18 protein-coding genes and 6 tRNA genes are annotated in these 21,079 nt (G+C 43.4%); 23 read left to right on the top strand and 1 reads right to left on the bottom strand.

The annotated features are described in order from the left end of the window. The first annotated feature begins 65 nt into the window (after positions 1 to 65). From ACRBG0_RS12420 to ACRBG0_RS12395, 6 genes are all read left to right on the top strand, one after another. Positions 66 to 839, top strand: coding sequence for a TatD family hydrolase (locus ACRBG0_RS12420; protein WP_431487197.1), 774 nt, complete (start codon positions 66 to 68; stop codon positions 837 to 839). Between the two features lie 154 nt (positions 840 to 993). Further along, positions 994 to 1,081 (top strand) — tRNA-Ser (locus ACRBG0_RS12415). 52 nt (positions 1,082 to 1,133) lie between these two features. After that, complete coding sequence (locus tag ACRBG0_RS12410; RefSeq protein WP_431487196.1) at positions 1,134 to 1,964, top strand: MotA/TolQ/ExbB proton channel family protein; 831 nt, start codon at positions 1,134 to 1,136, stop codon at positions 1,962 to 1,964. A gap of 22 nt (positions 1,965 to 1,986) precedes the next feature. Beyond that, on the top strand, positions 1,987 to 2,499 hold the full coding sequence (locus ACRBG0_RS12405; protein WP_020534585.1) for a hypothetical protein: 513 nt from the start codon (positions 1,987 to 1,989) through the stop codon (positions 2,497 to 2,499). Positions 2,500 to 2,507: 8 nt separating this feature from the next. After that, positions 2,508 to 3,062 (top strand): ExbD/TolR family protein, encoded by a 555-nt coding sequence (locus tag ACRBG0_RS12400; protein ID WP_020534584.1) that lies wholly within the window; start codon positions 2,508 to 2,510, stop codon positions 3,060 to 3,062. Between the two features lie 84 nt (positions 3,063 to 3,146). Then, complete coding sequence (locus ACRBG0_RS12395) at positions 3,147 to 3,614, top strand: ExbD/TolR family protein (RefSeq protein WP_020534583.1); 468 nt, start codon at positions 3,147 to 3,149, stop codon at positions 3,612 to 3,614. A 195-nt stretch (positions 3,615 to 3,809) separates the two neighbouring features. On the opposite strand, the gene ACRBG0_RS12390 is transcribed toward ACRBG0_RS12395, so the two are convergent. Beyond that, positions 3,810 to 4,259, bottom strand: coding sequence for an energy transducer TonB (locus ACRBG0_RS12390; RefSeq protein ID WP_431487195.1), 450 nt, complete (start codon positions 4,257 to 4,259; stop codon positions 3,810 to 3,812). Positions 4,260 to 4,337: 78 nt separating this feature from the next. Here ACRBG0_RS12390 and ACRBG0_RS12385 point away from each other — a divergent pair, with 78 nt between their 5' ends. The 17 genes from ACRBG0_RS12385 (at position 4,338) to ACRBG0_RS12305 (ending at position 20,804) form a co-directional block, all read left to right on the top strand. Further along, a complete protein-coding gene (locus ACRBG0_RS12385; protein ID WP_431487194.1) occupies positions 4,338 to 5,228 on the top strand; it encodes a tyrosine-type recombinase/integrase in 891 nt (296 codons plus the stop codon). A gap of 68 nt (positions 5,229 to 5,296) precedes the next feature. Beyond that, a complete protein-coding gene (hpf, locus tag ACRBG0_RS12380; protein ID WP_431487193.1) occupies positions 5,297 to 5,599 on the top strand; it encodes a ribosome hibernation-promoting factor, HPF/YfiA family in 303 nt (100 codons plus the stop codon). Positions 5,600 to 5,974: 375 nt separating this feature from the next. After that, positions 5,975 to 6,048, top strand: a tRNA-Thr gene (locus tag ACRBG0_RS12375). Positions 6,049 to 6,071: 23 nt separating this feature from the next. Beyond that, positions 6,072 to 6,156, top strand: a tRNA-Tyr gene (locus ACRBG0_RS12370). A 6-nt stretch (positions 6,157 to 6,162) separates the two neighbouring features. Beyond that, positions 6,163 to 6,235: transfer RNA gene (locus ACRBG0_RS12365), tRNA-Gly, on the top strand. Between the two features lie 35 nt (positions 6,236 to 6,270). Then, a tRNA-Thr gene (locus ACRBG0_RS12360) sits at positions 6,271 to 6,342 on the top strand. Between the two features lie 96 nt (positions 6,343 to 6,438). Beyond that, positions 6,439 to 7,641: an elongation factor Tu gene (tuf, locus tag ACRBG0_RS12355; RefSeq protein WP_431487192.1), complete on the top strand. Its 1,203-nt coding sequence runs from the start codon at positions 6,439 to 6,441 to the stop codon at positions 7,639 to 7,641. A gap of 143 nt (positions 7,642 to 7,784) precedes the next feature. Then, positions 7,785 to 7,857 (top strand) — tRNA-Trp (locus tag ACRBG0_RS12350). Positions 7,858 to 7,963: 106 nt separating this feature from the next. Next, positions 7,964 to 8,152, top strand: coding sequence for a preprotein translocase subunit SecE (secE, locus tag ACRBG0_RS12345; protein ID WP_431487191.1), 189 nt, complete (start codon positions 7,964 to 7,966; stop codon positions 8,150 to 8,152). 36 nt (positions 8,153 to 8,188) lie between these two features. Beyond that, entirely contained in the window at positions 8,189 to 8,737 is a 549-nt protein-coding gene (gene nusG, locus ACRBG0_RS12340) for a transcription termination/antitermination protein NusG (RefSeq protein ID WP_431487190.1), read from the top strand. A 114-nt stretch (positions 8,738 to 8,851) separates the two neighbouring features. Further along, on the top strand, positions 8,852 to 9,292 hold the full coding sequence (gene rplK, locus ACRBG0_RS12335) for a 50S ribosomal protein L11 (RefSeq protein WP_020534576.1): 441 nt from the start codon (positions 8,852 to 8,854) through the stop codon (positions 9,290 to 9,292). Between the two features lie 71 nt (positions 9,293 to 9,363). Next, entirely contained in the window at positions 9,364 to 10,056 is a 693-nt protein-coding gene (gene rplA, locus ACRBG0_RS12330; protein WP_431487189.1) for a 50S ribosomal protein L1, read from the top strand. A gap of 19 nt (positions 10,057 to 10,075) precedes the next feature. Continuing rightward, positions 10,076 to 10,603 carry a 50S ribosomal protein L10 gene (gene rplJ, locus ACRBG0_RS12325; protein ID WP_020534574.1) on the top strand — a complete coding sequence of 176 codons (528 nt, stop codon included), beginning with the start codon at positions 10,076 to 10,078 and terminating at the stop codon, positions 10,601 to 10,603. Between the two features lie 82 nt (positions 10,604 to 10,685). Continuing rightward, positions 10,686 to 11,063, top strand: a complete 378-nt coding sequence (rplL, locus tag ACRBG0_RS12320) for a 50S ribosomal protein L7/L12 (protein WP_431487188.1) — start codon at positions 10,686 to 10,688, stop codon at positions 11,061 to 11,063. A gap of 318 nt (positions 11,064 to 11,381) precedes the next feature. Further along, entirely contained in the window at positions 11,382 to 15,203 is a 3,822-nt protein-coding gene (gene rpoB / locus ACRBG0_RS12315; RefSeq protein ID WP_431487187.1) for a DNA-directed RNA polymerase subunit beta, read from the top strand. Between the two features lie 99 nt (positions 15,204 to 15,302). Next, on the top strand, positions 15,303 to 19,610 hold the full coding sequence (gene rpoC, locus ACRBG0_RS12310; RefSeq protein WP_431487186.1) for a DNA-directed RNA polymerase subunit beta': 4,308 nt from the start codon (positions 15,303 to 15,305) through the stop codon (positions 19,608 to 19,610). Positions 19,611 to 19,727: 117 nt separating this feature from the next. Further along, positions 19,728 to 20,804: a hypothetical protein gene (locus ACRBG0_RS12305; RefSeq protein ID WP_431487185.1), complete on the top strand. Its 1,077-nt coding sequence runs from the start codon at positions 19,728 to 19,730 to the stop codon at positions 20,802 to 20,804. The last annotated feature ends 275 nt before the right edge of the window (positions 20,805 to 21,079 follow it).

Raw genomic sequence — 21,079 nt, 5'->3', positions numbered from 1 at the left:
CGTCCACCAAAAAACATCCAAATAGAATCTATACCTTTGCGGCCCAGAAAAATATTGAAATAAATATGTTGATTGATACTCACGCTCATCTGTACGCTAAAGCTTTTGAAAATGATCGGGCAGCGATGATAGAACGTGCTCAGCAAGTTGGCGTTCAGCAGTTTTTGCTGCCAAATATTGATGAATCTTCAATTGCTGGGATGCTGGAATTGGAGGAGGAGTACCCTGGCCGTTGTTTTCCGATGATGGGGTTGCACCCTTGTTCTGTAAAAGAAAATTACCTTTCAGACCTGGCTTGGGTTCGAAAATGGTTGGATCAGCGTGACTTTATTGCGATTGGTGAAATAGGCATTGATCTTTACTGGGATAAAACCTTTGTAGAACAGCAGAAAGCAGCTTTTTTGCAGCAAGTGGAATGGGCATTGGAGTTTGATCGTCCGATTGTTGTCCATGCCAGAGAGTCACTTGATCTGTTGATTGAACTAGTCAAAGAAGTTGGCGATTCTAATTTGAGGGGTGTTTTTCATTGTTTTACTGGAAATGTAGCACAAGCCGAGGCAATTATGGAATTAGGCCTATATTTAGGTATCGGTGGTGTAGTGACCTTCAAGAACGGTGGGGTGGATAAAACTTTAGCAGAAATTTCTTTGGATCGAATAATATTAGAAACTGATGCCCCTTATTTGGCTCCCGTTCCTCATCGTGGAAAACGTAACGAAAGTGCTTACGTTCAGGAGGTAGCAGATAAATTAGCTTCGATCAAGGGATTGCCAACTGGAAAGGTTGCGGAAATTACCAGTGAAAATGCCCAGAAATTGTTTAACTTACCGATCTTATAGGGAAAAAGGTGAGTAGTGTCTGATAAAATAATTGAGGCTTAATTGAAGGGCCATTTTGGACTAGAGCCGAAAAAAATTTTGATTATTAGCTTCTTTTTACAATTTTTGCGAATGATTGTTACATCTTGTGACCCTATTTAAAAGAAATTAATTCGGAGAGGTGCTCGAGTGGTTGAAGAGGCACGCCTGGAAAGCGTGTATACGGTAACCCCGTATCGAGGGTTCGAATCCCTTTCTCTCCGCAGCAAAACAATACAACTTTACTTTAAACAAAATCGTTAAACCTCGTTGGCTATGCGAAAATTATTTGCGCTGCTATTGATATTCAGCTTAGCAGCTTCCACGGTAAATACCGTTAGTGCTCAAGAAGACCAGACTGCTACTGAGCAAATTCAAGAAGCAGCAGAAGATGCTGGAGATGCAATCGAAGAAGTGGTGGAAGAAGCAGCAGCAGCTGCCGAATCGATGACTACTATTGATGAAGGCGAAGCTCCTACAATGTTCCAAGTCCTGAAGAAGAACTTCATCGACGGTGACTGGAAATTCATGTCTTTGGTATTGATTACCCTGATTCTGGGTCTTGCGTTCTGTATTGAACGTATACTGACACTGAATTTGGCTACTACCAATACAGACAAATTACTTGAACGCATCGATGAGCGCTTAGCTGCTAACGATGTAGACGGAGCCATGGAGGTTTGTAAATCTACTGCCGGTCCTACTGCTAGTGTGCTTTACGAAGGCCTACGTCGTTCTGCTGAAGGACCTGAAGCTGTTGAGAAAGCTATCGTTTCTTACGGTAGTGTACAGATGGGCTTATTAGAGCGTGGTCTGGTATGGATTTCTCTTTTCATTGCGATTGCCCCGATGCTTGGTTTCATGGGTACGGTAATCGGTATGATTGAGGCCTTTAACCGGATTGAAGCTGTTGGTGACCTTTCTCCTGCTGTAGTTGCAGGTGGTATTAAGGTAGCCCTTTTGACCACAGTATTTGGTCTTGTAGTGGCCATTATCCTACAGATTTTTTACAATTATATCGTTAACAAGATTGACGGTATTGTTAACCGGATGGAAGAAGCTTCTATCACTTTGGTTGACATTATGGCTAAGAACAAAGTATTTTAATCACCCTGTAATTTAATCTTCCATGTATAATTTCTTAAGCAAGAACGGACAGTTAGTTGCTTTTCTAGTGGGAGTGGTTCTGGTTGTGATTTTTCTAGCCATAGCTGTTCCCGGTGCAGGGGATTACTATTTTGATTCGATGGATGATGCCGAAATTTTCGGTGTTAACGTCTTCAATTTTGGTATCCTGGCTGCTATTGCCCTTTCTGTACTTTGTGCAGCGGGTATCGTCCTGTTCGGTTTGTATCACGTTGCCTCCAACCCTAAGGGGTCGATCAAAGGTATCCTTGGTGTGTTAGTTATTGCCGCCCTGATGTTTTTGTTCTATACAATGGCATCTGGTAGTGCAGACCATGACACGATCAAGGGAGCCATCGAAAATTATGAGACATCTGCAGAAGGTCGTTTCATTTCCGAAGGAAACCTTAAATGGATTGGTAGCGCCATCCGAATGGGCTTATTGATGGCTGGTTTAGCTTTCGTAGCTCTAGTGATCATGCCAATCATTTCTCCAATTATTAACCGCGTTAAATAAACTGCATCATGGCAAAGACGAGTACCAGAGATCGTATGAGCAATGAAATCAATGCCGGCTCTATGGCCGATATTGCCTTCTTGCTATTGATCTTCTTCTTGGTAACCACTACGATCGCAGAGGATAAAGGTATCCTCGTGAAATTACCGCCATGGTCGGATGAAGAACCGGATATTACACAATTGAAAACCCGTAACGTATACTCTGTTCTGGTAAATGCCCAGAACATGTTACTCGTTCGCGGGGAGGAAATGGATATTGATGATTTGCGGGAAAAGACCATTGAGTTTATCTCCAATCCACAGCGGAGAGAAGACTTGGCCGAGGCCCCCAATAAAGCAATTATTTCTCTTAAAAATGACCGAGGTACCAGTTATGCTACCTACCTGGAAGTCTATAATGAGTTGAAAGCAGCTTATTATGAACTCTGGGATGATTTGAGTCGGCAAAAATTCGGTGTAGCTTACAGCGATGACATGCCTGTTGCTCAGCAAAAGGTGATTAAAGGAGAAATTCCATTTGTAATTTCCGAGGCGGAGCCCACCAATTTTGGTGAAGAATAAGCACGTATCGTCTTAAACTTCCAGTTTATTCGTTAACGGTTATTGCCTTGTATAATATCAGGGTAATAAAAAAACAACGCAAGAATGTCTAAATTTCAAAAAAAGAGGGGAAAAGCCAAACCGGCTATCTCTACTGCTTCCTTACCGGACATTATCTTTATGTTGTTATTCTTCTTCATGGTGGTAACAGTACTACGTGATGCAGAGTTAAAGGTAAAGGTGACTACTCCTTATGCTACGGAACTTACGAAGCTAGAGGAAAAATCACTTGTAAATTATCTTTATATCGGACGTCCGGAGAAAAAGTATCAACCAATTTATGGTACACGACCACGTCTCCAGCTCGGAGATGCATTCGCTACCGTAGATGATATTCCACTCTTTTTAGAGAAGCATAAAGTGAAAGTACCTGAAAACAAGCGGGCACGGATCACTTCTTCTCTTCGAGTAGATGGAGAAGTAACAATGGGAATTGTGCAGGATGTGAAAATCAAACTGCGTAAATCCGGTCAGTTGAAGGTAAATTACTCGGCTAAGAAAAAGCCACAGTAAAATTATCTTCTAAAGAAAAGGCCCTGTCAATATCATGTTGACAGGGCTTTTTAGTTTACATCTGGCACTAAATAGTTTAGCAAGTTTACATGCATAAGGCGTGCCGAATTTTGGTTAAGGTCAAAATACAGCCTGCCGGTAATTTAGAAGAGCTTATTAAGCAACTAAAAAAAGTGACTTGTATTCGTCTCGTCTTTAGAAAGAAATAGTGTAGTTATAAGTATCCCCTTGGTCCTTTTCCTCCTCTTGCTGGTCTTTGGCAGGAGTCTTTGGGGTAATAGAATAATTCACCTGCTGGGAAGGTGGAATTGTAGATTTTGCTTTAGGATAATGGAAATGAATATTGATGGTTTTGTGAAACGTAGCTCGAATCTTTCGCAACTTGGGGATTTGAAACTTCAACAGTTTTACTATCCGCTGGGCTTCTTCGTCACAGCCATACCCCAAGCCGGTTAATACTTTAGTGCCAATAACATGCCCGTGAAAGTCAATATCCATTCTGACTCTAACTGTCCCCTCAATTTTTTCTGCCTTTGCAGCTTCAGGGTAGCGTATCTGTTCAGAAAGAAACTTACGCAAGGCTTTAGGCCCTCCAGGGTAACTGGGTTTTTGTAAAAAGCTTTCCGGTTTACGTTCTTTTTTCATAGAAATCTTCCGTCTAATAATTGCTTTTTTGATGGAATAGGATTACCTTAATCCTAGTGTTAAAGATAGAGAGAATATATGGATGTGAGAGGGTTTATAAAACATTTGGAATACGAGAAGCGCTTTTCTGAGCACACCTTGAAAGCTTATCAAAATGATTTAATTCAGTTTCAAAGTTTTGTTACTCAAATTTATGGGAGCTGCTGCTGGCCTAATATAGAAGCTAGCCAAGTAAGATCCTGGATGGCGATCTTATTAGAGCAGGAACATGCCCCTGCGAGTATTCGTCGTAAATTATCGAGTTTAAAAGCATTTTATCGCTACTCCCGCCGTCAGCAACCTGACCTTAAAGACCCGACAACGGCAATTCAAACGCCAAAACTCAAGAAGCGATTACCTGTAACAGCAGATTCAACGGCATTGGCTCGTTTATTGGCTTCTTTTCCGAAGGATCCTTGTTTCTCTGATGCTAGAGATAAACTTTTATTGGAATTACTTTATGGAACAGGATTGCGGCGTTCGGAATTGTTGACCCTTAAGGAGAGAGATGTTTTGCGAGCAGAAAAGCGCTTGAGAATATCAGGAAAAGGAGGAAAAGAGCGTTTAGTTCCTTATGGAGGAGCCGTAGATCAGGCGCTGAAGGTTTACAAGGAACGTAAGGAAGAGTTATTCCCAGACTGTGAAATACTAATTTTAACAGATAAAGGAAAACCACCTTACCCCAAATGGGTTTATAATAGAGTAAAGCAATATTTGGGAACATTACCTTATCTTGAACGTGCCAGCCCCCATGTATTGAGGCATTCATTTGCTACTCATTTGTCAGATGCAGGAGCAGACCTCAATGCGATTAAGGAACTATTGGGGCATAGCAGTCTGGCTGCAACCCAGATTTACACCCATAATTCTATTGAAAAGCTCAAGAGGTCTTATGAACAGGCCCATCCAAAAGCAAAAACAAACAAATAGGGGAGAAGAAAGACTCCTCGGTTTTATAGGAAAGAATCGAGTACCCTTGATTCACAAAATGTAACTACATGAAAGTATACACAGAAGCAGTTCATTTCACAGCTGACCAGAAATTAATCGAATTTATCGAAAAGAAACTGGGGAAATTAGACACCTTTTTTGATCGAATTATTGAAGCCCGTGTAAATCTTAAGTTGGAGAACTCTGGGCAGGTTAAAGACAAAATTGCGGAAGTACGAATTTCTGTTCCCGGCGATATATTGATAGCCAAGCATACGGACAAAACTTTTGAAGCCTCAATTGATAAAATAACGGATGTTCTCAAAAGGCAATTAGTGAAGTATAAAGAACGAATGCGCGAAACTATTTAATGTTTAGTTGCGTTAAATAGGGCAGCGTCGATGAGAGTAGATCATCGGCGCTGTTTTTTTATACCTTTTGGCATAAATAATGAGAAGAGAGAGTGATCTAATTTATAAGGAGTTGAGGGGTGATTGAGAAAACAATTTTCAACCTTGAGAAAAAAATCTCAGCAAAAGTTTTTTCTTTTACCGAATAGATATATCTTTGCAATCGCTTTGAGAAAATGATCTCAGGGTTACTTCCAAAGGGAAGATAAAAGCATTGAATTTTGCCGCTTTAGTTAAGTTAGACAAACTTATATCCATCTTAGGATGTATCCTTCAGCAAAAGTGTTTCTTTAGAAAGTTTGAAGAAGGTGTTTGACTTGGAAAAATGGTAATGATGCCAGCATAGCTCAGTTGGCCAGAGCAGCTGATTTGTAATCAGCGGGTCGGGGGTTCGAATCCCTCTGCTGGCTCTTTTTTTGCTCTTTGAAAGTATGGGGGTGCGCCGCAGTTGGAGAGGCGGGCTGGACTGTAAATCCAGTGCTTCGGCTGAGTAGGTTCGAGTCCTACCACCCCCACCATTTTAAGCGGAAGTAGCTCAGTTGGTAGAGCATCAGCCTTCCAAGCTGAGGGTCGCGGGTTCGAGTCTCGTCTTCCGCTCTTTATTTTAGCGCAGGAGCTAAACAATAGTTCTTGCCAATGTAGCTCAGGGGTAGAGCACTTCCATGGTAAGGAAGGGGTCGGGAGTTCAAATCTCCCCATTGGCTCTATTGCCGCCACGTTTTCTCGTGGCACCGGTATTCGGTAAATTCCCGAACAACTGTTATTTATTGTTAAACTTTGTTTCCAAAAATAAACAACTGATGGCTAAGGAAACTTTTGAGAGGTCGAAACCTCACGTAAACATTGGTACTATTGGTCACGTTGACCACGGCAAGACAACACTCACCGCGGCAATTAGCAAAGTACTTCACGAAGCGCATGGAGGTGCAGGAAAAGTTCAAGACTATTCTAGTATTGACTCTGCTCCAGAAGAAAAAGAGCGTGGTATTACGATCAACACTGCTCACGTAGAATATGAGACAGCAGACCGTCACTACGGTCACGTTGACTGTCCTGGTCACGCCGATTATGTGAAGAACATGGTAACGGGTGCTGCTCAGATGGACGGTGCTATTCTTGTTGTTGCTGCTACTGATGGTCCTATGCCTCAGACACGTGAGCACATTCTATTGGCTCGCCAGGTAGGTGTACCAGCAATTGTAGTATTCATGAACAAGGCTGACCTTGTTGATGATGAAGAAATGTTGGAATTGGTAGACATGGAGGTTCGTGAACTTCTTTCTACTTACGAGTACGATGGCGACAACGCTGCTGTAATCACTGGTTCTGCTTTGAAAGCAATCGAAGGTGATGCTGAAGGTGTAGCTCAGATTAAAGAGCTGATGGATGCTGTTGATAAGCACATTCCTCTTCCTGAGCGTGATGTAGACAAGCCTTTCTTGATGCCTGTAGAGGACGTATTCTCGATCACTGGTCGTGGTACTGTTGCTACTGGTTCTATTGAGCGTGGTGTTATCAACTCTGGTGATCCAGTTGAGATCATTGGTTTGATGAAAGAAGGTGAGAAGAACCTTACTTCTACAATCACAGGAGTAGAAATGTTCCGTAAGATTCTTAGCCGCGGTCAAGCTGGTGATAACGCAGGTCTTCTCCTTCGTGGTATTGAAAAGAACCAAGTTAAGCGTGGTCAGGTAATTTGTAAGCCTGGTTCAATTACTCCACACAAGAAATTCAAGTGTGAGGTATACGTTCTAGGTAAGGATGAAGGTGGTCGTCACACACCATTCTTCAACGGTTACCGTCCTCAGTTTTACTTCCGTACCACTGACGTAACTGGTGATGTTGTATTGCCAGAAAACGTTGAGATGGTAATGCCTGGTGACAACGTTACCTTGGAGGTGAACTTGATTAACTCTATCGCTATGGACAAGGGTCTACGTTTCGCTATCCGTGAGGGTGGTCGTACTGTAGGTGCTGGTCAGGTTACTGAGATCATTGAGTAATCGTCTTAAAACGACGCTTGCTTTAGCATAAAAAGTGGAGTCGGGAGGTGATTTTTTTCGCCTTCCGATTTCTCACGTTTAAAATGGACACGGTGTTATTATCTGATAAAGATTAGAAAAAACACTTTGCTATTATATTATACACGGGTGTAGCTCAATTGGCAGAGCACTGGTCTCCAAAACCAGGGGCTGGGAGTTCGAGTCTCTCCACCCGTGCAAGATTACTTTTCGTAGAACCCTAAATGGGTGGAGCTAGGGAAAGTTTATTCCGATTTTTCGGAAAGTCTCTCCACCTATGTAATTTATACTTTACTTCATAGCAATGGATAAGATCAAGCTGTATTTGCGGGAGAGCTACAACGAACTGGTACACAAGGTAACTTGGCCATCTTGGGCTAGCCTACAAAGTAATACCATATTAGTAATTGTTGCTTCTATTATTTTTGCACTGTTGATCCTCGTGATGGATGCTATCTCGAAACTTGGCACTGGTTGGGTTTACGGAGTTTAATAGTTTAAAGAGGGTAAACAGTAAGTACAAGACATTATGTCCGAGGATAAAAGATGGTATTCATTAAGGGTTATTAGCGGTAAAGAGCGCAAAATCAAAGAGCGTATTGAGCTTGAGATTTCTCGTTCAAAATGGGGTGAAGCCGTTACTCAAATACTTGTACCAACGGAGAAAGTATACAAAATCCGTAATGGTAAAAAAGTTATTTCCGAGCGCAACATCTTGCCTGGCTATATTTTAGTGGAGGCAGTACCGGGACGATTCTCAGGAGAAATCGTACAAGCCATTGCTAACATTCCTAATGTTATCCATTTTTTAGGCAAAACTAATCCTATTCCCATGCGTGAATCCGAAGCTAATCGGATGTTGGGTAAAGTGGATGAGTCTCAGGATATGGGTGAATCTTTGATTGAGCCATTTATCGTTGGCGAAACAGTAAAGATTATCGACGGACCTTTCAGCGAGTTTATTGGAGATATCCAAGAAGTGAACGAAGAGAAGAAGAAGCTAAAGGTTATCGTAAAAATATTCGGTCGTGGTACCGAAGTTGAATTGAATTTCATGCAGGTTGATAAGACCTCTTAAGTATTTTAATTACTGAGGTAGGAAGGAATGACTTAGGTTAGCTTTGGTTCTGAACTTGTTTAGAAACGCTTCCCCGAAACATACCGGTGATAAACTTCCGAAAAGAAAATTGCAATGGCAAAAGAACTCGAAACTTTTATAAAACTACAGGTACGTGGTGGCTCTGCCAACCCGGCTCCTCCTGTAGGTCCTGCCTTGGGTGCCAAGGGGGTTAACATTATGGAGTTTTGTAAGCGCTTCAACGCAGCAACAGATGATTCCCGTGGTAAGTTATTACCCGTGGTAATTTCTGTTTACAAGGATAAGTCTTTTGATTTCATTATCAAGACAACTCCTGCTGCAACACAGTTGATGGAAGCTGCTAACCTCAAAAAGGGAAGCCCAGAATCTAATCGTAACAAAGTAGGCTCTGTAACCTGGGATCAGGTGAAGGCAATTGCGGAAGATAAGATGGCGGATTTAAACGCTATGACGATCGAGTCAGCAATGAAAATGATTGCGGGCACAGCTCGTAGCATGGGTGTTACCGTTAGTGGCACTCCTCCCTGGGAGTAAGACAATTAATATTTTTCAATAGTAGGGAGTTCCGGTGATTTCCGGAACGTTACTACCTCAATTATTTATTCATGGCTAAGATCAGCAAAAAAAGAGCAGCGGCAAACGCTAAGGTGGACTCCACCAAGCTCTATGATTTGCCTGAAGCAATGGAACTGGTAAAAGATGTAAATCTTACCAAGTTTGATGCTTCGGTAGACGTGCATGTTCGTCTTGGTATCGATCCGCGTAAAGCAGACCAAGCCCTACGGGGAACGGTTACTTTACCTCACGGTACTGGTAAAACAAAGCGCGTAGTGGTTTTTTGTACTCCTGACAAGGAGGACGAAGCCAGAGAAGCGGGTGCCGACCACGTTGGCCTCGACGATCTGATTCAAAAGGTGAGCGGTGGCTGGACCGATTTCGACGTAGTGGTAGCAATGCCACAAGTAATGGCCAAAATTGGTCGTTTAGGTCGTATTCTGGGCCCACGTGGCTTGATGCCTAACCCTAAAACGGGTACAGTAACACCTAATGTTGGTGCTGCTGTCAGTGATGTGAAAGGAGGTAAGATTTCTTTCCGTGTTGATAAGTTTGGTATCATTCATTCTTCTATCGGTCGTGTTTCTTTCTCTGCGGAGAAATTAACAGATAATGCTAACGAGTTGTTAGGAACAATTGTTCGCATGAAACCTTCTACAGCTAAAGGCAATTACATGAAAAGTGTAACGGTTGTTAGTACGATGAGCCCCGGTATCAAGATTGAGCCAAAATCTATTCGTTAACTTCTAAAATTGTCAAACAATGACCAGAACAGAAAAAGTAGCTGCCGTTGAAGTACTGAAGGAGAAGTTTTCGAATACTGAATTCTTCTATCTTACAGATGCTTCTGCATTATCGGTAGAAAAGATCAACAACTTGCGTGCTGAACTCTTTAGTAAAGGGATCGAGATGCAGGTGGTTAAAAATACATTGGCACGTAAAGCGATGGAAGCTTTACCGAATGCCAGTAATTACGAAGGTCTCTTCGATGCACTCAAAGGGCCTACAGCAATTATGTTCACTTCGGTAGCAAATGCTCCCGCTCGTGTGATCAAGGAATTTCGTGGAAAAGCAGAGCGTCCTTTTATTAAGGCTGCTTATATCGATACCGCAATCTATCAAGGTGATGATCAAATTAAAGTATTAGCTGAACTCAAGTCTAAGGAAGAACTTCTTGGCGACTTGTTAGGCTTGCTACAATCACCTATCCAGAATGTTATGGGTGCCCTCCAATCAGGTGGCAACAACATTATGGGACTTTTGAAAGCCCTCGAAGAGAAAGAAGGCTAATCGTTTTTAAATTAATTAATTGGCTTCCAAGCTGTTTGCGCACGATTAATTTTAATCGTCCAACACTACAAATATTTTTACAATGGCAGATCTTAAAGAAATTGCAGAACAACTAGTTAATCTTTCAGTTAAAGAAGTTAGCGAGTTGGCTACTATTATGGAGGAAGAGTATGGCATCAAGCCTGCTGCTGCGGCAGTAGCTGTTGCTGGCCCTGCTGCTGGCGGAGACGCTGGTGCAGAAGCTGAGCAGACAGAATTTGATGTAGTTCTTACTTCTGGTGGTGCTGCAAAACTCAAAGTAGTAAAAGAAGTGAAGAACCTTCTCGGATTAGGCTTGAAAGAGGCTAAGGAGTTGGTAGACGGAGCTCCTTCTACGATCAAGGAGAAAATTGCTAAAGAAGAAGCAGAAAGCATCAAATCTGCTTTGGAAGAAGCAGGTGCTTCTGTAGAACTGAAGTAATTTTTCCTACTTTTGTACAGTAGCCAGGCTTTCTTTCGGGAAAGTCTGGCCACTAAGTACTACGAGGCTTAGCTAATGGTGTATACCGATGGCTAAGCCTATCGTCGTATAAAAATGTAGCCTCTTTGACAACAATTTAGCCCACTAAATTGTATTGTTAAGTTGGCCCTGATACAATCAATGGATTGAATCATAGAATTTGCCTGGTAATTGTCGATATACAATTTTTTTGGTGAGTTCTTTAGTCATAAGACTGTATAGCAAAATCATCCCGCCCCGACCAGTCATCGGATAGGGAATAAAAAACGCAATTTGCACATGACGTCAAACGGCAAGCTGCTAAAAGCTGAAGAAGCACGCGTAAACTTCGGCAAAATCAAACTAGGCTCTCCTTCTCCCGATTTACTCGAGATCCAGCTACGTTCCTTTCAGGAGTTTTTCCAGTTAGAAACGACGCCGGAAAATCGGATGAATGAAGGCCTTTACAAAGTATTTCAGGAGAATTTTCCAATTACGGATGCCCGAAATATTTTCGTGCTCGAATTCTTAGATTATTTCGTTGACCCTCCTCGTTACACCATCGATGAATGTATTCAGCGTGGTCTTACTTACAGCGTACCGCTGAAGGCTAAGCTGAAGCTTTCTTGTAATGATGAGGAACACGTTGACTTCCAGACCATCGTCCAAGACGTATTTCTGGGGAATATTCCCTACATGACTCCTAAAGGCACCTTTGTCATAAATGGAGCAGAACGGGTAATCGTTTCTCAGTTGCACCGCTCACCTGGCGTTTTCTTTGGTCAGTCTTTCCACCCCAACGGTACTAAGATTTATTCTGCCCGGGTTATTCCTTTCAAAGGTGCCTGGATGGAATTTGCAACGGACATCAACACGGTAATGTACGCTTACATTGATCGTAAGAAGAAGTTCCCTGTGACGACGTTGCTACGTGCTATCGGTTTCGATACCGACAAGGCTATCCTCGATATCTTTGATCTCGCTGATGAGGTGTCTGCTTCTCGCGAGAGTTTGGAGGTTTCTCTGGGCCGTAAACTCGCTGCTCGAGTGTTACGTTCTTGGACGGAAGACTTTGTTGACGAAGATACTGGTGAAGTAGTAACCATTGAGCGTAACGAAATCATTCTTGAACGTGATATTGTTCTGGATGAAAGTAATATCGAATTGATTCTGAATGCAGAGATGGATACCATCATCTTGCAGAAGGATGAAATTGATATGGATTACTCCATTATCTACAATACGCTGCAAAAAGACCCTTCTAGTTCAGAATTAGAAGCGGTACAGTATATTTATAAGCAACTTCGTGGTACCGACCCGCCGGATGAAGAAACGGCTCGTGGTATTATTGATAAGTTGTTCTTCTCTGATAAGCGTTATAACCTAGGTGAGGTTGGTCGTTACAAGATCAACAGAAAACTGGAGTTGGAAACGCCTACCGAAGTATTGGTACTTACGAAGGAGGATATTATTGCAATTGTAACCTACTTGGTAGCCCTGATGAACCAAAAGGCAGAGATCGATGATATTGATCACTTGTCTAATCGTCGGGTACGTACTGTAGGTGAGCAGTTGTACGCCCAGTTTGGTGTTGGTTTGGCACGGATGGCTCGTACGATCCGCGAGCGGATGAACGTACGTGACAACGAAGTCTTTACTCCTGTTGATTTGATCAACGCCCGGACATTGTCTAGCGTAATCAACTCATTCTTTGGTACCAGCCAGCTGTCTCAGTTTCTCGATCAAACGAACCCACTCTCGGAAATTACCCACAAACGGCGGATTTCAGCACTTGGGCCTGGTGGTCTTAGTCGTGAACGGGCAGGTTTTGAGGTGCGAGATGTACACTATAGTCACTATGGGCGTCTGTGTACTATTGAGACACCGGAAGGACCGAACATTGGTTTGATTTCTACCCTTTGTGTACATGCAAAGGTGAATAAAATGGGATTCCTAGAAACCCCTTACCGCGCTGTTGACGAAGGTAATGTGGTAATGGCTGGTGAGCCTATCTACCTTTCTGCTGAAGGGGAAGATTATAAAAGAATTGCACAGGCTAATGCACCGGTAACGGAGCAGGGGGCTTTTGAAAGTGATCGTGTTAAATGTCGTGAGCACGGTGATTTCCCCGTGTTGACACCTGCAGAGATCGAATATATGGATGTTGCACCTAACCAGATTGTTGGGGTATCGGCATCGATGATTCCGTTCTTGGAAAATGATGATGCCAACCGAGCCCTGATGGGATCGAACATGCAGCGTCAGGCAGTTCCATTGATTCGTCCAAGTTCTCCGGTAGTAGGTACTGGATTGGAAGGAAAAGTGGCACGTGACTCGCGGATGTTGATCAACGCTGAAGGCGATGGTGTGGTTGATTATGTGGATGCGAATGAAATCGTTATTCGCTATGATCGTACCGATGAAGAGAAGCTTGTTTCTTTCGAAGACAACCGCAAAACCTACAAGTTGACCAAGTTCCTGCGTACTAACCAAGGAACCTGTGTGAATTTGAAGCCGATTGTACGGCGCGGTATGCGGGTAGTAAAAGGCCAGATCTTGTGTGACGGTTATGCTACAGAAAAAGGTGAGTTGGCTTTAGGGCAAAACCTGAAAGTGGCATTTATGCCTTGGAAAGGTTACAACTTTGAGGATGCGATCGTACTTTCTGAACGCGTTGTTCGGGAAGATATCTTTACCTCTTTACATATTGAGCACTTCGAAATGGATGTGCGTGATACGAAGTTGGGGGAAGAAGAATTGACCAACGATATTCCTAACGTCAGTGAAGAAGCTACCAAAGATCTGGACGAAAACGGTATTATCCGTGTTGGTGCCTGGGTTAAGGAAGGGGACATCCTGATTGGTAAGATTACGCCGAAAGGAGAAAGTGATCCTACACCGGAAGAGAAACTCTTGCGTGCTATCTTTGGTGACAAAGCCGGGGATGTTAAAGATGCTTCGATGAAAGCACCTCCTTCTTTGAAAGGTGTTATTATTGATAAGCAGTTGTTTGCACGTGCTAAGAAGGACCAGAAGCAGAAGGAGCAGGAGAAAATTCAGCTTTCTAAGCTGGAGGATCAGCACAAGATTGCGCTGAACGAGCTCAAGACGATTTTGGTAGATAAACTCAACGTTCTAGTTGCTGACATGACTTCTAAAGGTGTAAAAACCATTTACGGAGAAATGTTGATTCCAGCAGGACAGAAGTTATCACCGTCGATCCTCCGTGATCTTGACTACACTACAGTAGACTATACGCGTTGGACTGATGATAAGGAAAAGAATGTACTGATTGCTCGCTTGTTGCACAACTACAGCATCAAGGTTAACGAGGAAATCGGTCGGCATAAGCGGGAGAAATTCAACATCTCTATTGGTGATGAATTACCAGCAGGTGTATTGAAGCTGGCTAAAGTTTATCTAGCTAAGAAGCGGAAGCTGAAAGTAGGGGATAAGCTTGCTGGTCGCCACGGTAACAAGGGGATTGTATCAAGAATCGTACGGATGGAAGATATGCCATTCCTCGAAGACGGAACACCTGTAGATATCGTACTGAACCCGCTGGGTGTACCTTCACGGATGAACCTTGGACAGATTTTTGAGACAGTACTGGGATGGGCCGGTGAAAAACTGGGAGTGAAGTTCGCTACCCCGATTTTCGATGGTGCTAGCCAGGATGAAATCGAATCTTATATCCAAAAAGCAGGTTTACCATCCTTGGGACAAACGTACCTGTATGACGGTGAAACGGGCGACCGTTTCCACCAGCAAGCAACGGTTGGTGTGATTTACATGCTGAAGTTGTCTCATATGGTAGATGATAAGATGCACGCACGTTCGATTGGACCTTACTCGCTTATTACTCAGCAGCCGTTGGGTGGTAAAGCACAGTTTGGTGGTCAGCGTTTTGGTGAGATGGAAGTATGGGCACTGGAAGCCTTTGGTGCCAGTAACATTCTTCAGGAATTACTGACACTGAAGTCGGATGATATTCAGGGACGGGCGAAAGCTTACGAAGCTATCGTGAAGGGTGACAACCTTCCGACACCGAACATTCCTGAATCATTCAACGTATTGATGCACGAATTACGTGGTCTGGCGTTGGATATCAAGTTCGACTAAGAACGTGCCCCTCGTTAAGGGTTTTCGGATCTCTTCGGAGTATTACGAAAACCCTTAACCTCAGAAATAAATTTGCATTGGTTTTTCAAAATAGTTGATATGCCATTTAGAAAAGATAATCCTATCCAAAACCAGAACTTTAGTAACATCACCATTTGCCTGACGTCGCCTGACGACATCCTGGAGCGCTCTTATGGTGAAGTATTGAAGCCTGAGACAATCAACTACCGGTCGTACAAGCCGGAGCGTGATGGTCTTTTCTGTGAGCGGATTTTCGGCCCTGTAAAGGACTACGAGTGTTACTGTGGTAAGTACAAGCGTATTCGTTACAAGGGCATCGTTTGTGACCGTTGTGGTGTTGAGGTGACAGAGAAGAAAGTACGGCGCGAGCGGATGGGACACATCAAGTTGGTGGTTCCTGTTGTTCATATTTGGTTTTTTAAATCTTTACCTAATAAGATTGGTTACCTCTTAGGTTTTTCTTCTAAGAAACTGGAGTCTATCATCTACTACGAGCGTTATGTAGTGATTCAGCCCGGTATCAAAGGTGAAGAAGGAATTGAGGTTAGCCAATTGTTGACAGAGGAAGAATACCTGGATATTTTAGATACGCTACCGGCAGAAAACCAAATGCTGGAAGAAGGTGATCCGAACAAATTCATCGCCAAAATGGGTGCTGATGCTGTGCGTGATATGCTCATGCGTATTGATTTAGACCAGCAATCTTTTGATTTACGTCACCAGGCTAATACAGAAACTAGCCAGCAGCGTAAGTCAGAAGCACTGAAGCGTCTGCGGGTAGTAGAAGCTTTCCGCGATGCTCAGACGCGGGTGGAGAATCGCCCTGAATGGACGATCATCCAGTACTTACCAGTTGTTCCTCCTGAATTGCGTCCGCTAGTACCATTAGATGGTGGCCGTTTCGCAAGTTCTGATTTGAATGACCTTTACCGTCGGGTAATCATCCGTAACAACCGTCTTAAGCGATTGTTGGAAATCAAAGCGCCAGAAGTAATTCTGCGTAATGAGAAGCGGATGCTACAGGAGGCTGTCGACTCTTTATTTGACAACTCACGTAAGTCCAATGCAGTGAAAGCTGAAGGCGGACGTGCGCTGAAGTCATTGAGTGATATCCTAAAGGGTAAGCAAGGTCGATTCCGTCAGAACCTTTTGGGTAAGCGTGTTGATTACTCTGGTCGTTCTGTAATTGTTGTAGGGCCTACATTGCACCTGCACGAATGTGGTATTCCTAAGGGAATGGCGGCAGAGTTATTCAAGCCATTTATCATTCGTAAGTTGATCGAACGCGGTATCGTTAAGACCGTTAAGTCAGCTAAGAAATTGGTAGATCGCAAAGAGCCTATTATTTGGGAGATTCTCGAAAATATACTAAAAGGCCATCCGGTGCTTCTAAACCGGGCGCCAACGCTTCACCGCCTTTCAATTCAGGCTTTCCAGCCTAAGTTGATTGAAGGTAAGGCAATTCAGTTACACCCACTGGTCTGTGGAGCCTTCAACGCCGACTTTGACGGTGATCAGATGGCTGTTCACGTACCATTGAGTCAGGCTGCTATTCTAGAAGCTCAGGTGTTGATGCTTTCTGCACACAACATGCTGAACCCTCAGAACGGTACGCCGGTGACTCTACCTTCTCAGGATATGGTACTTGGTTTGTACTATATTACCAAGGAGCGTCACTCTACCGAGGAGATCAAGGTTAAAGGCGAAGGCCAGGCTTTCTACTCTGCGGAAGAAGTAATGATTGCTTATAATGAAGGCCAGTTGGACCTTCACGCAGCTATCAAGGTGCGAGCACGCGTTGAGGATGAGGACAATAACATGGTTATCAAGCTGATTCAAACGACTACCGGACGGGTACTCTTTAATCAGGCAGTTCCAGAAATGGTTCCTTATATCAACGTCCTTTTGACTAAGAAGAACCTTAAGAAGGTTATTGCAGATATCCTAGAACGTACTGACTTTGGTGTTACGGCTACCTTCCTTGATAAGATCAAGGATATGGGCTTTAGCTGGGCCTTCAAAGGTGGTTTGTCCTTTAACTTGGGTGATTTGATCAACCCATCCATTAAACTGAGCATGCTTGAGCAGGCGCAGGCAGAAGTGGACGAAGTGTGGGATAACTACAATATGGGTCTGATCACCAATAATGAGCGTTACAACCAAATCATTGATAAGTGGACGTATGCGGATAATCGTATTACGGATACCTTGATGAAAGAGTTGTCGATTCACAAGCAAGGGTTCAACTCTGTTTACATGATGCTTGACTCCGGCGCACGTGGTTCGAAGCAGCAGATTAAGCAGTTGTGTGGATTACGTGGACTGATGGCTAAGCCGAAAAAATCTGGTGATAGCGGCGGTGCCGTTATTGAAAACCCGATCCTTTCGAACTTCGTCGATGGTCTGTCGGTACTTGAGTACTTTATCTCTACTCACGGTGCTCGTAAAGGTTTGGCCGATACGGCATTGAAGACGGCGGATGCAGGTTACCTGACACGTCGTTTGGTAGATGTTTCTCAGGATGTTGTCATCATGGAAGAAGATTGTACTACCCTACGTGGTTTGGAAACAACGGCATTGAAAGATAACGAAAAGGTTATTGAGCCATTGGTTTCTCGGATCGAGGGACGTTATACATTACATGATATTGTTCATCCGATCTCGGATGAGATGATCCTGGAAGCAGGAGAATATATTGATGCATCTACGGCACGCTATATAGAAGAAGAAGGTGTAGAAACGGTATACATCCGTTCTGTACTTACCTGTGAAACTAAGCGTGGTGTTTGTGCCAAGTGTTATGGTAAAAACCTGGCTACCGGTCGGATTACTGAAAAAGGTGATGCCGTAGGTATTATAGCTGCTCAGTCGATTGGTGAACCGGGGACACAGCTTACTTTACGTACTTTCCACGTTGGTGGTATTGCGAGTGTAAACAAGACGGAGTCAGAATTGACCTCTAAATTTGCTTGTAAACTGGAATTTGATGGTATCCGTTTCACGGAGTCTGTTGATGATTCTGGTAAGAAAGTAAAAGTAGTACTATCACGGACGGGTGAGATTCGCTTTATTGATCCAGAAACTGGGCGTCAATATGGTTCTAATCACATTCCTTATGGTGCAACATTGAAGGTTAAGGATGGTCAAACCGTAGAAAAAGGTGATGCACTTTGTGAGTGGGATCCTTTCAACGCGGTGATCATTTCTGAATTTGGTGGTGTTGCTAAATTCGATGATGTAGAAGAAGGTATTACTTTCCGGGTGGAACGTGATGATCAGACCGGCTATGCTGAGAAGGTTATCATCGACTCAAAGAAGAGCCGTAAGATTCCTACGATCCGGATTTTGTCTAAGGCAGGTGAAGAGCTACGTTCTTACAACTTACCTGTAGGTTCTTATATCTCTATAGAAGAGGGACAGGAAGTAAAGCCTGGTGATAAAATCGTTAAGATTCCTCGCCAGATGGGTAAGATTGCGGATATTACCGGTGGTTTACCACGGGTAACAGAGCTCTTCGAAGCACGTAATCCATCCAACCCTGCAGTTACTTCTGAAATTGACGGTATTGTAAGCTTTAGTCCGAAAATCAAGCGTGGTAACCGCGAAGTGATTGTAACGGCTAAAGATGAGCAGCGCCGCAAGTACCTGATCAATCTTTCTAAGCACATCCTGGTACAGGAAGGTGACTTTGTAAGAGCTGGTACCCAGTTGTCAGATGGTGCAATTGCTCCTCGTGATATTCTGAATATCAAAGGCCCATTTGCTGTACAAACTTACCTTGTAAATGGAGTACAGGAAGTATACCGTTCACAGGGTATCACCATCAATAACAAACATATTGAGGTGATCGTACGCCAGATGATGCGTCGTTTACAGATTGAAGATTCAGGTGATACGCCATTCCTTGAAGGGGAAGCGGTAGAACGCTATGACTTCCTGGAAACGAATGACTGGATTTTCGATAAGAAAGTTATTCTGGATGCTGGTGAGTCAATCAAGTTGAAAGCTGGACAGTTGGTAACAGTACGTCAATTACGGGAAGAGAATTCTTACCTCAAGCGTAATGACAAAAATATTGTACAGTACCGCGATGCTCAGCCTGCGACATCGAAGCCTATCCTACAGGGTATTACCAAGTCTTCTTTGGGCACCGTAAGCTGGATTTCAGCTGCATCGTTCCAGGAAACGACTAAAGTATTGAGTACTGCAGCGATTGGTGCTAAGCGCGATGGCCTGATGGGACTTAAAGAGAACGTTATTGTCGGTAAGCAGATCCCTGCTGGTACTGGTTTACGTGAATACAACCGCCTTTTCGTAACGACGAAAGAAGCTCAGGAAGCCTGGGAAACTCGCCGTGCGGAAATGGAGGAAATGGAAGACTATTAGCAGGTTACAGTTGGAAAACTGTTAATCGATTAATAAAGAAAATCCCGGATCTTGCTTTGGCAGGATTCGGGATTTTGGTTTTAGGATTTTGAATGATTTTTTATTTATCTTTCTGAGATGAAACGTCTTGAAATTTCTCGAACTAACTTTGAGCTGGCCATCAGCTATCGCTGGCGGAACCCAATTGCTTACTTTCTTATTTTCTTTTGCCTGTTCTGGGATGGATTTCTGATTATGTGGTACGGCATCGGCCTTTCTCAAGGAGGGGGAATGCCTGCAATGTTTTTCCTTTTCCCATTGATTCATGTGGCGGTAGGTGTTGGACTTACTTACTATACTATTTGTTTGTTTGTGAACAAGACCCTTATCCGGGCTGATCAACGAACGCTTTCAGTGAAACATGGTCCACTTCCTTGGCCGAAAGGCAATAAGGAAATAGGAGTCCGGGATTTGCAACAGCTATTTGTCCGGGAAAAAACAGGGAATAAGGGGCATAAATATCATGTTCTGAGTGCCCAACTTATGGATGGGAAAATTGTAACCTTACTCCCGAATGTGAGTTCGACGCCAGAAGAATTACTCCACCTGGAGCGGTCAATAGAGGACTACTTGGGTATTCCAGATCAACCCGTGATAGGAGAGATGACAGGGCAGACTAAAGCTTCCGGAGAACTACCGGGCACTCGCCGCAGAAGTCCGAACCTAGCACCAGGCTTTTCGGGTAGAGTAGGAGTAGAGGTTGCTGAAGTAGGCGATTTTATCACTTATGGAAGCCGTACTTTTGAAGTATCTCACTTGAGTATTCATCAATGGAATGATGGTAATACAGATCGACAGCTTCAACTAGCAGCCGTAGATGGCCAGCACGCATTGCTTTACATTATACAAGACAAAGGGTTGTTCTACTTGTTTTTAGAGGTAGAATTCACCAAGGCTCAGCAGCTGGCACTAGACTTTGATACGACGCCCACACCCGCAGAAATAACCTATCAAAGGGTTGATTACGAACTTTATACTCAGGACGTTGGTCAGCAATTTTTGTCTGGACAAACGGCAGGTATATCAGCTTCACAATGGATTTACCGTACTGCCAAAGGTGATGAGCAGCTACGTATTCTCGATCATAGAGGGATGCAAACGGTCTATTTTGGTCAGAAGGAGATTTCGGCAGCTTTTGAGGTGCTCAAGCCTTAAGAGTTTGTCTAAGTATTGCGCAGAAAATAAACTGCGATTTAGCTTCGCTGCTTCTGCGAGGTTTCTCAGGTTTTTCAAATAGTTAAAACGCTTTAAATGAATCGCTTATTCAACTANNATTTTCGTGCTGTTCCTAAGTTCTTCTCAAAAGGAAAACAATTAAGTCCTGTTGATAAGCGTATGTAACAACCTTTCGTTTGTTGCACTGTTACGGTATTGATTAACAAGAAGTCAAAAAGCTCTGATCTAATGAGCGGACTCTTTAGTTTACCTGC

It is taken from the genome of Lewinella sp., assembly GCF_050633125.1.
In the GTDB taxonomy this organism is placed as follows: Bacteria; Bacteroidota; Bacteroidia; order Chitinophagales; family Saprospiraceae; genus Lewinella.
The sequence above is the reverse complement of the archived record's forward strand: the minus strand, read 5'-3'. Positions and strand labels throughout refer to the sequence as shown.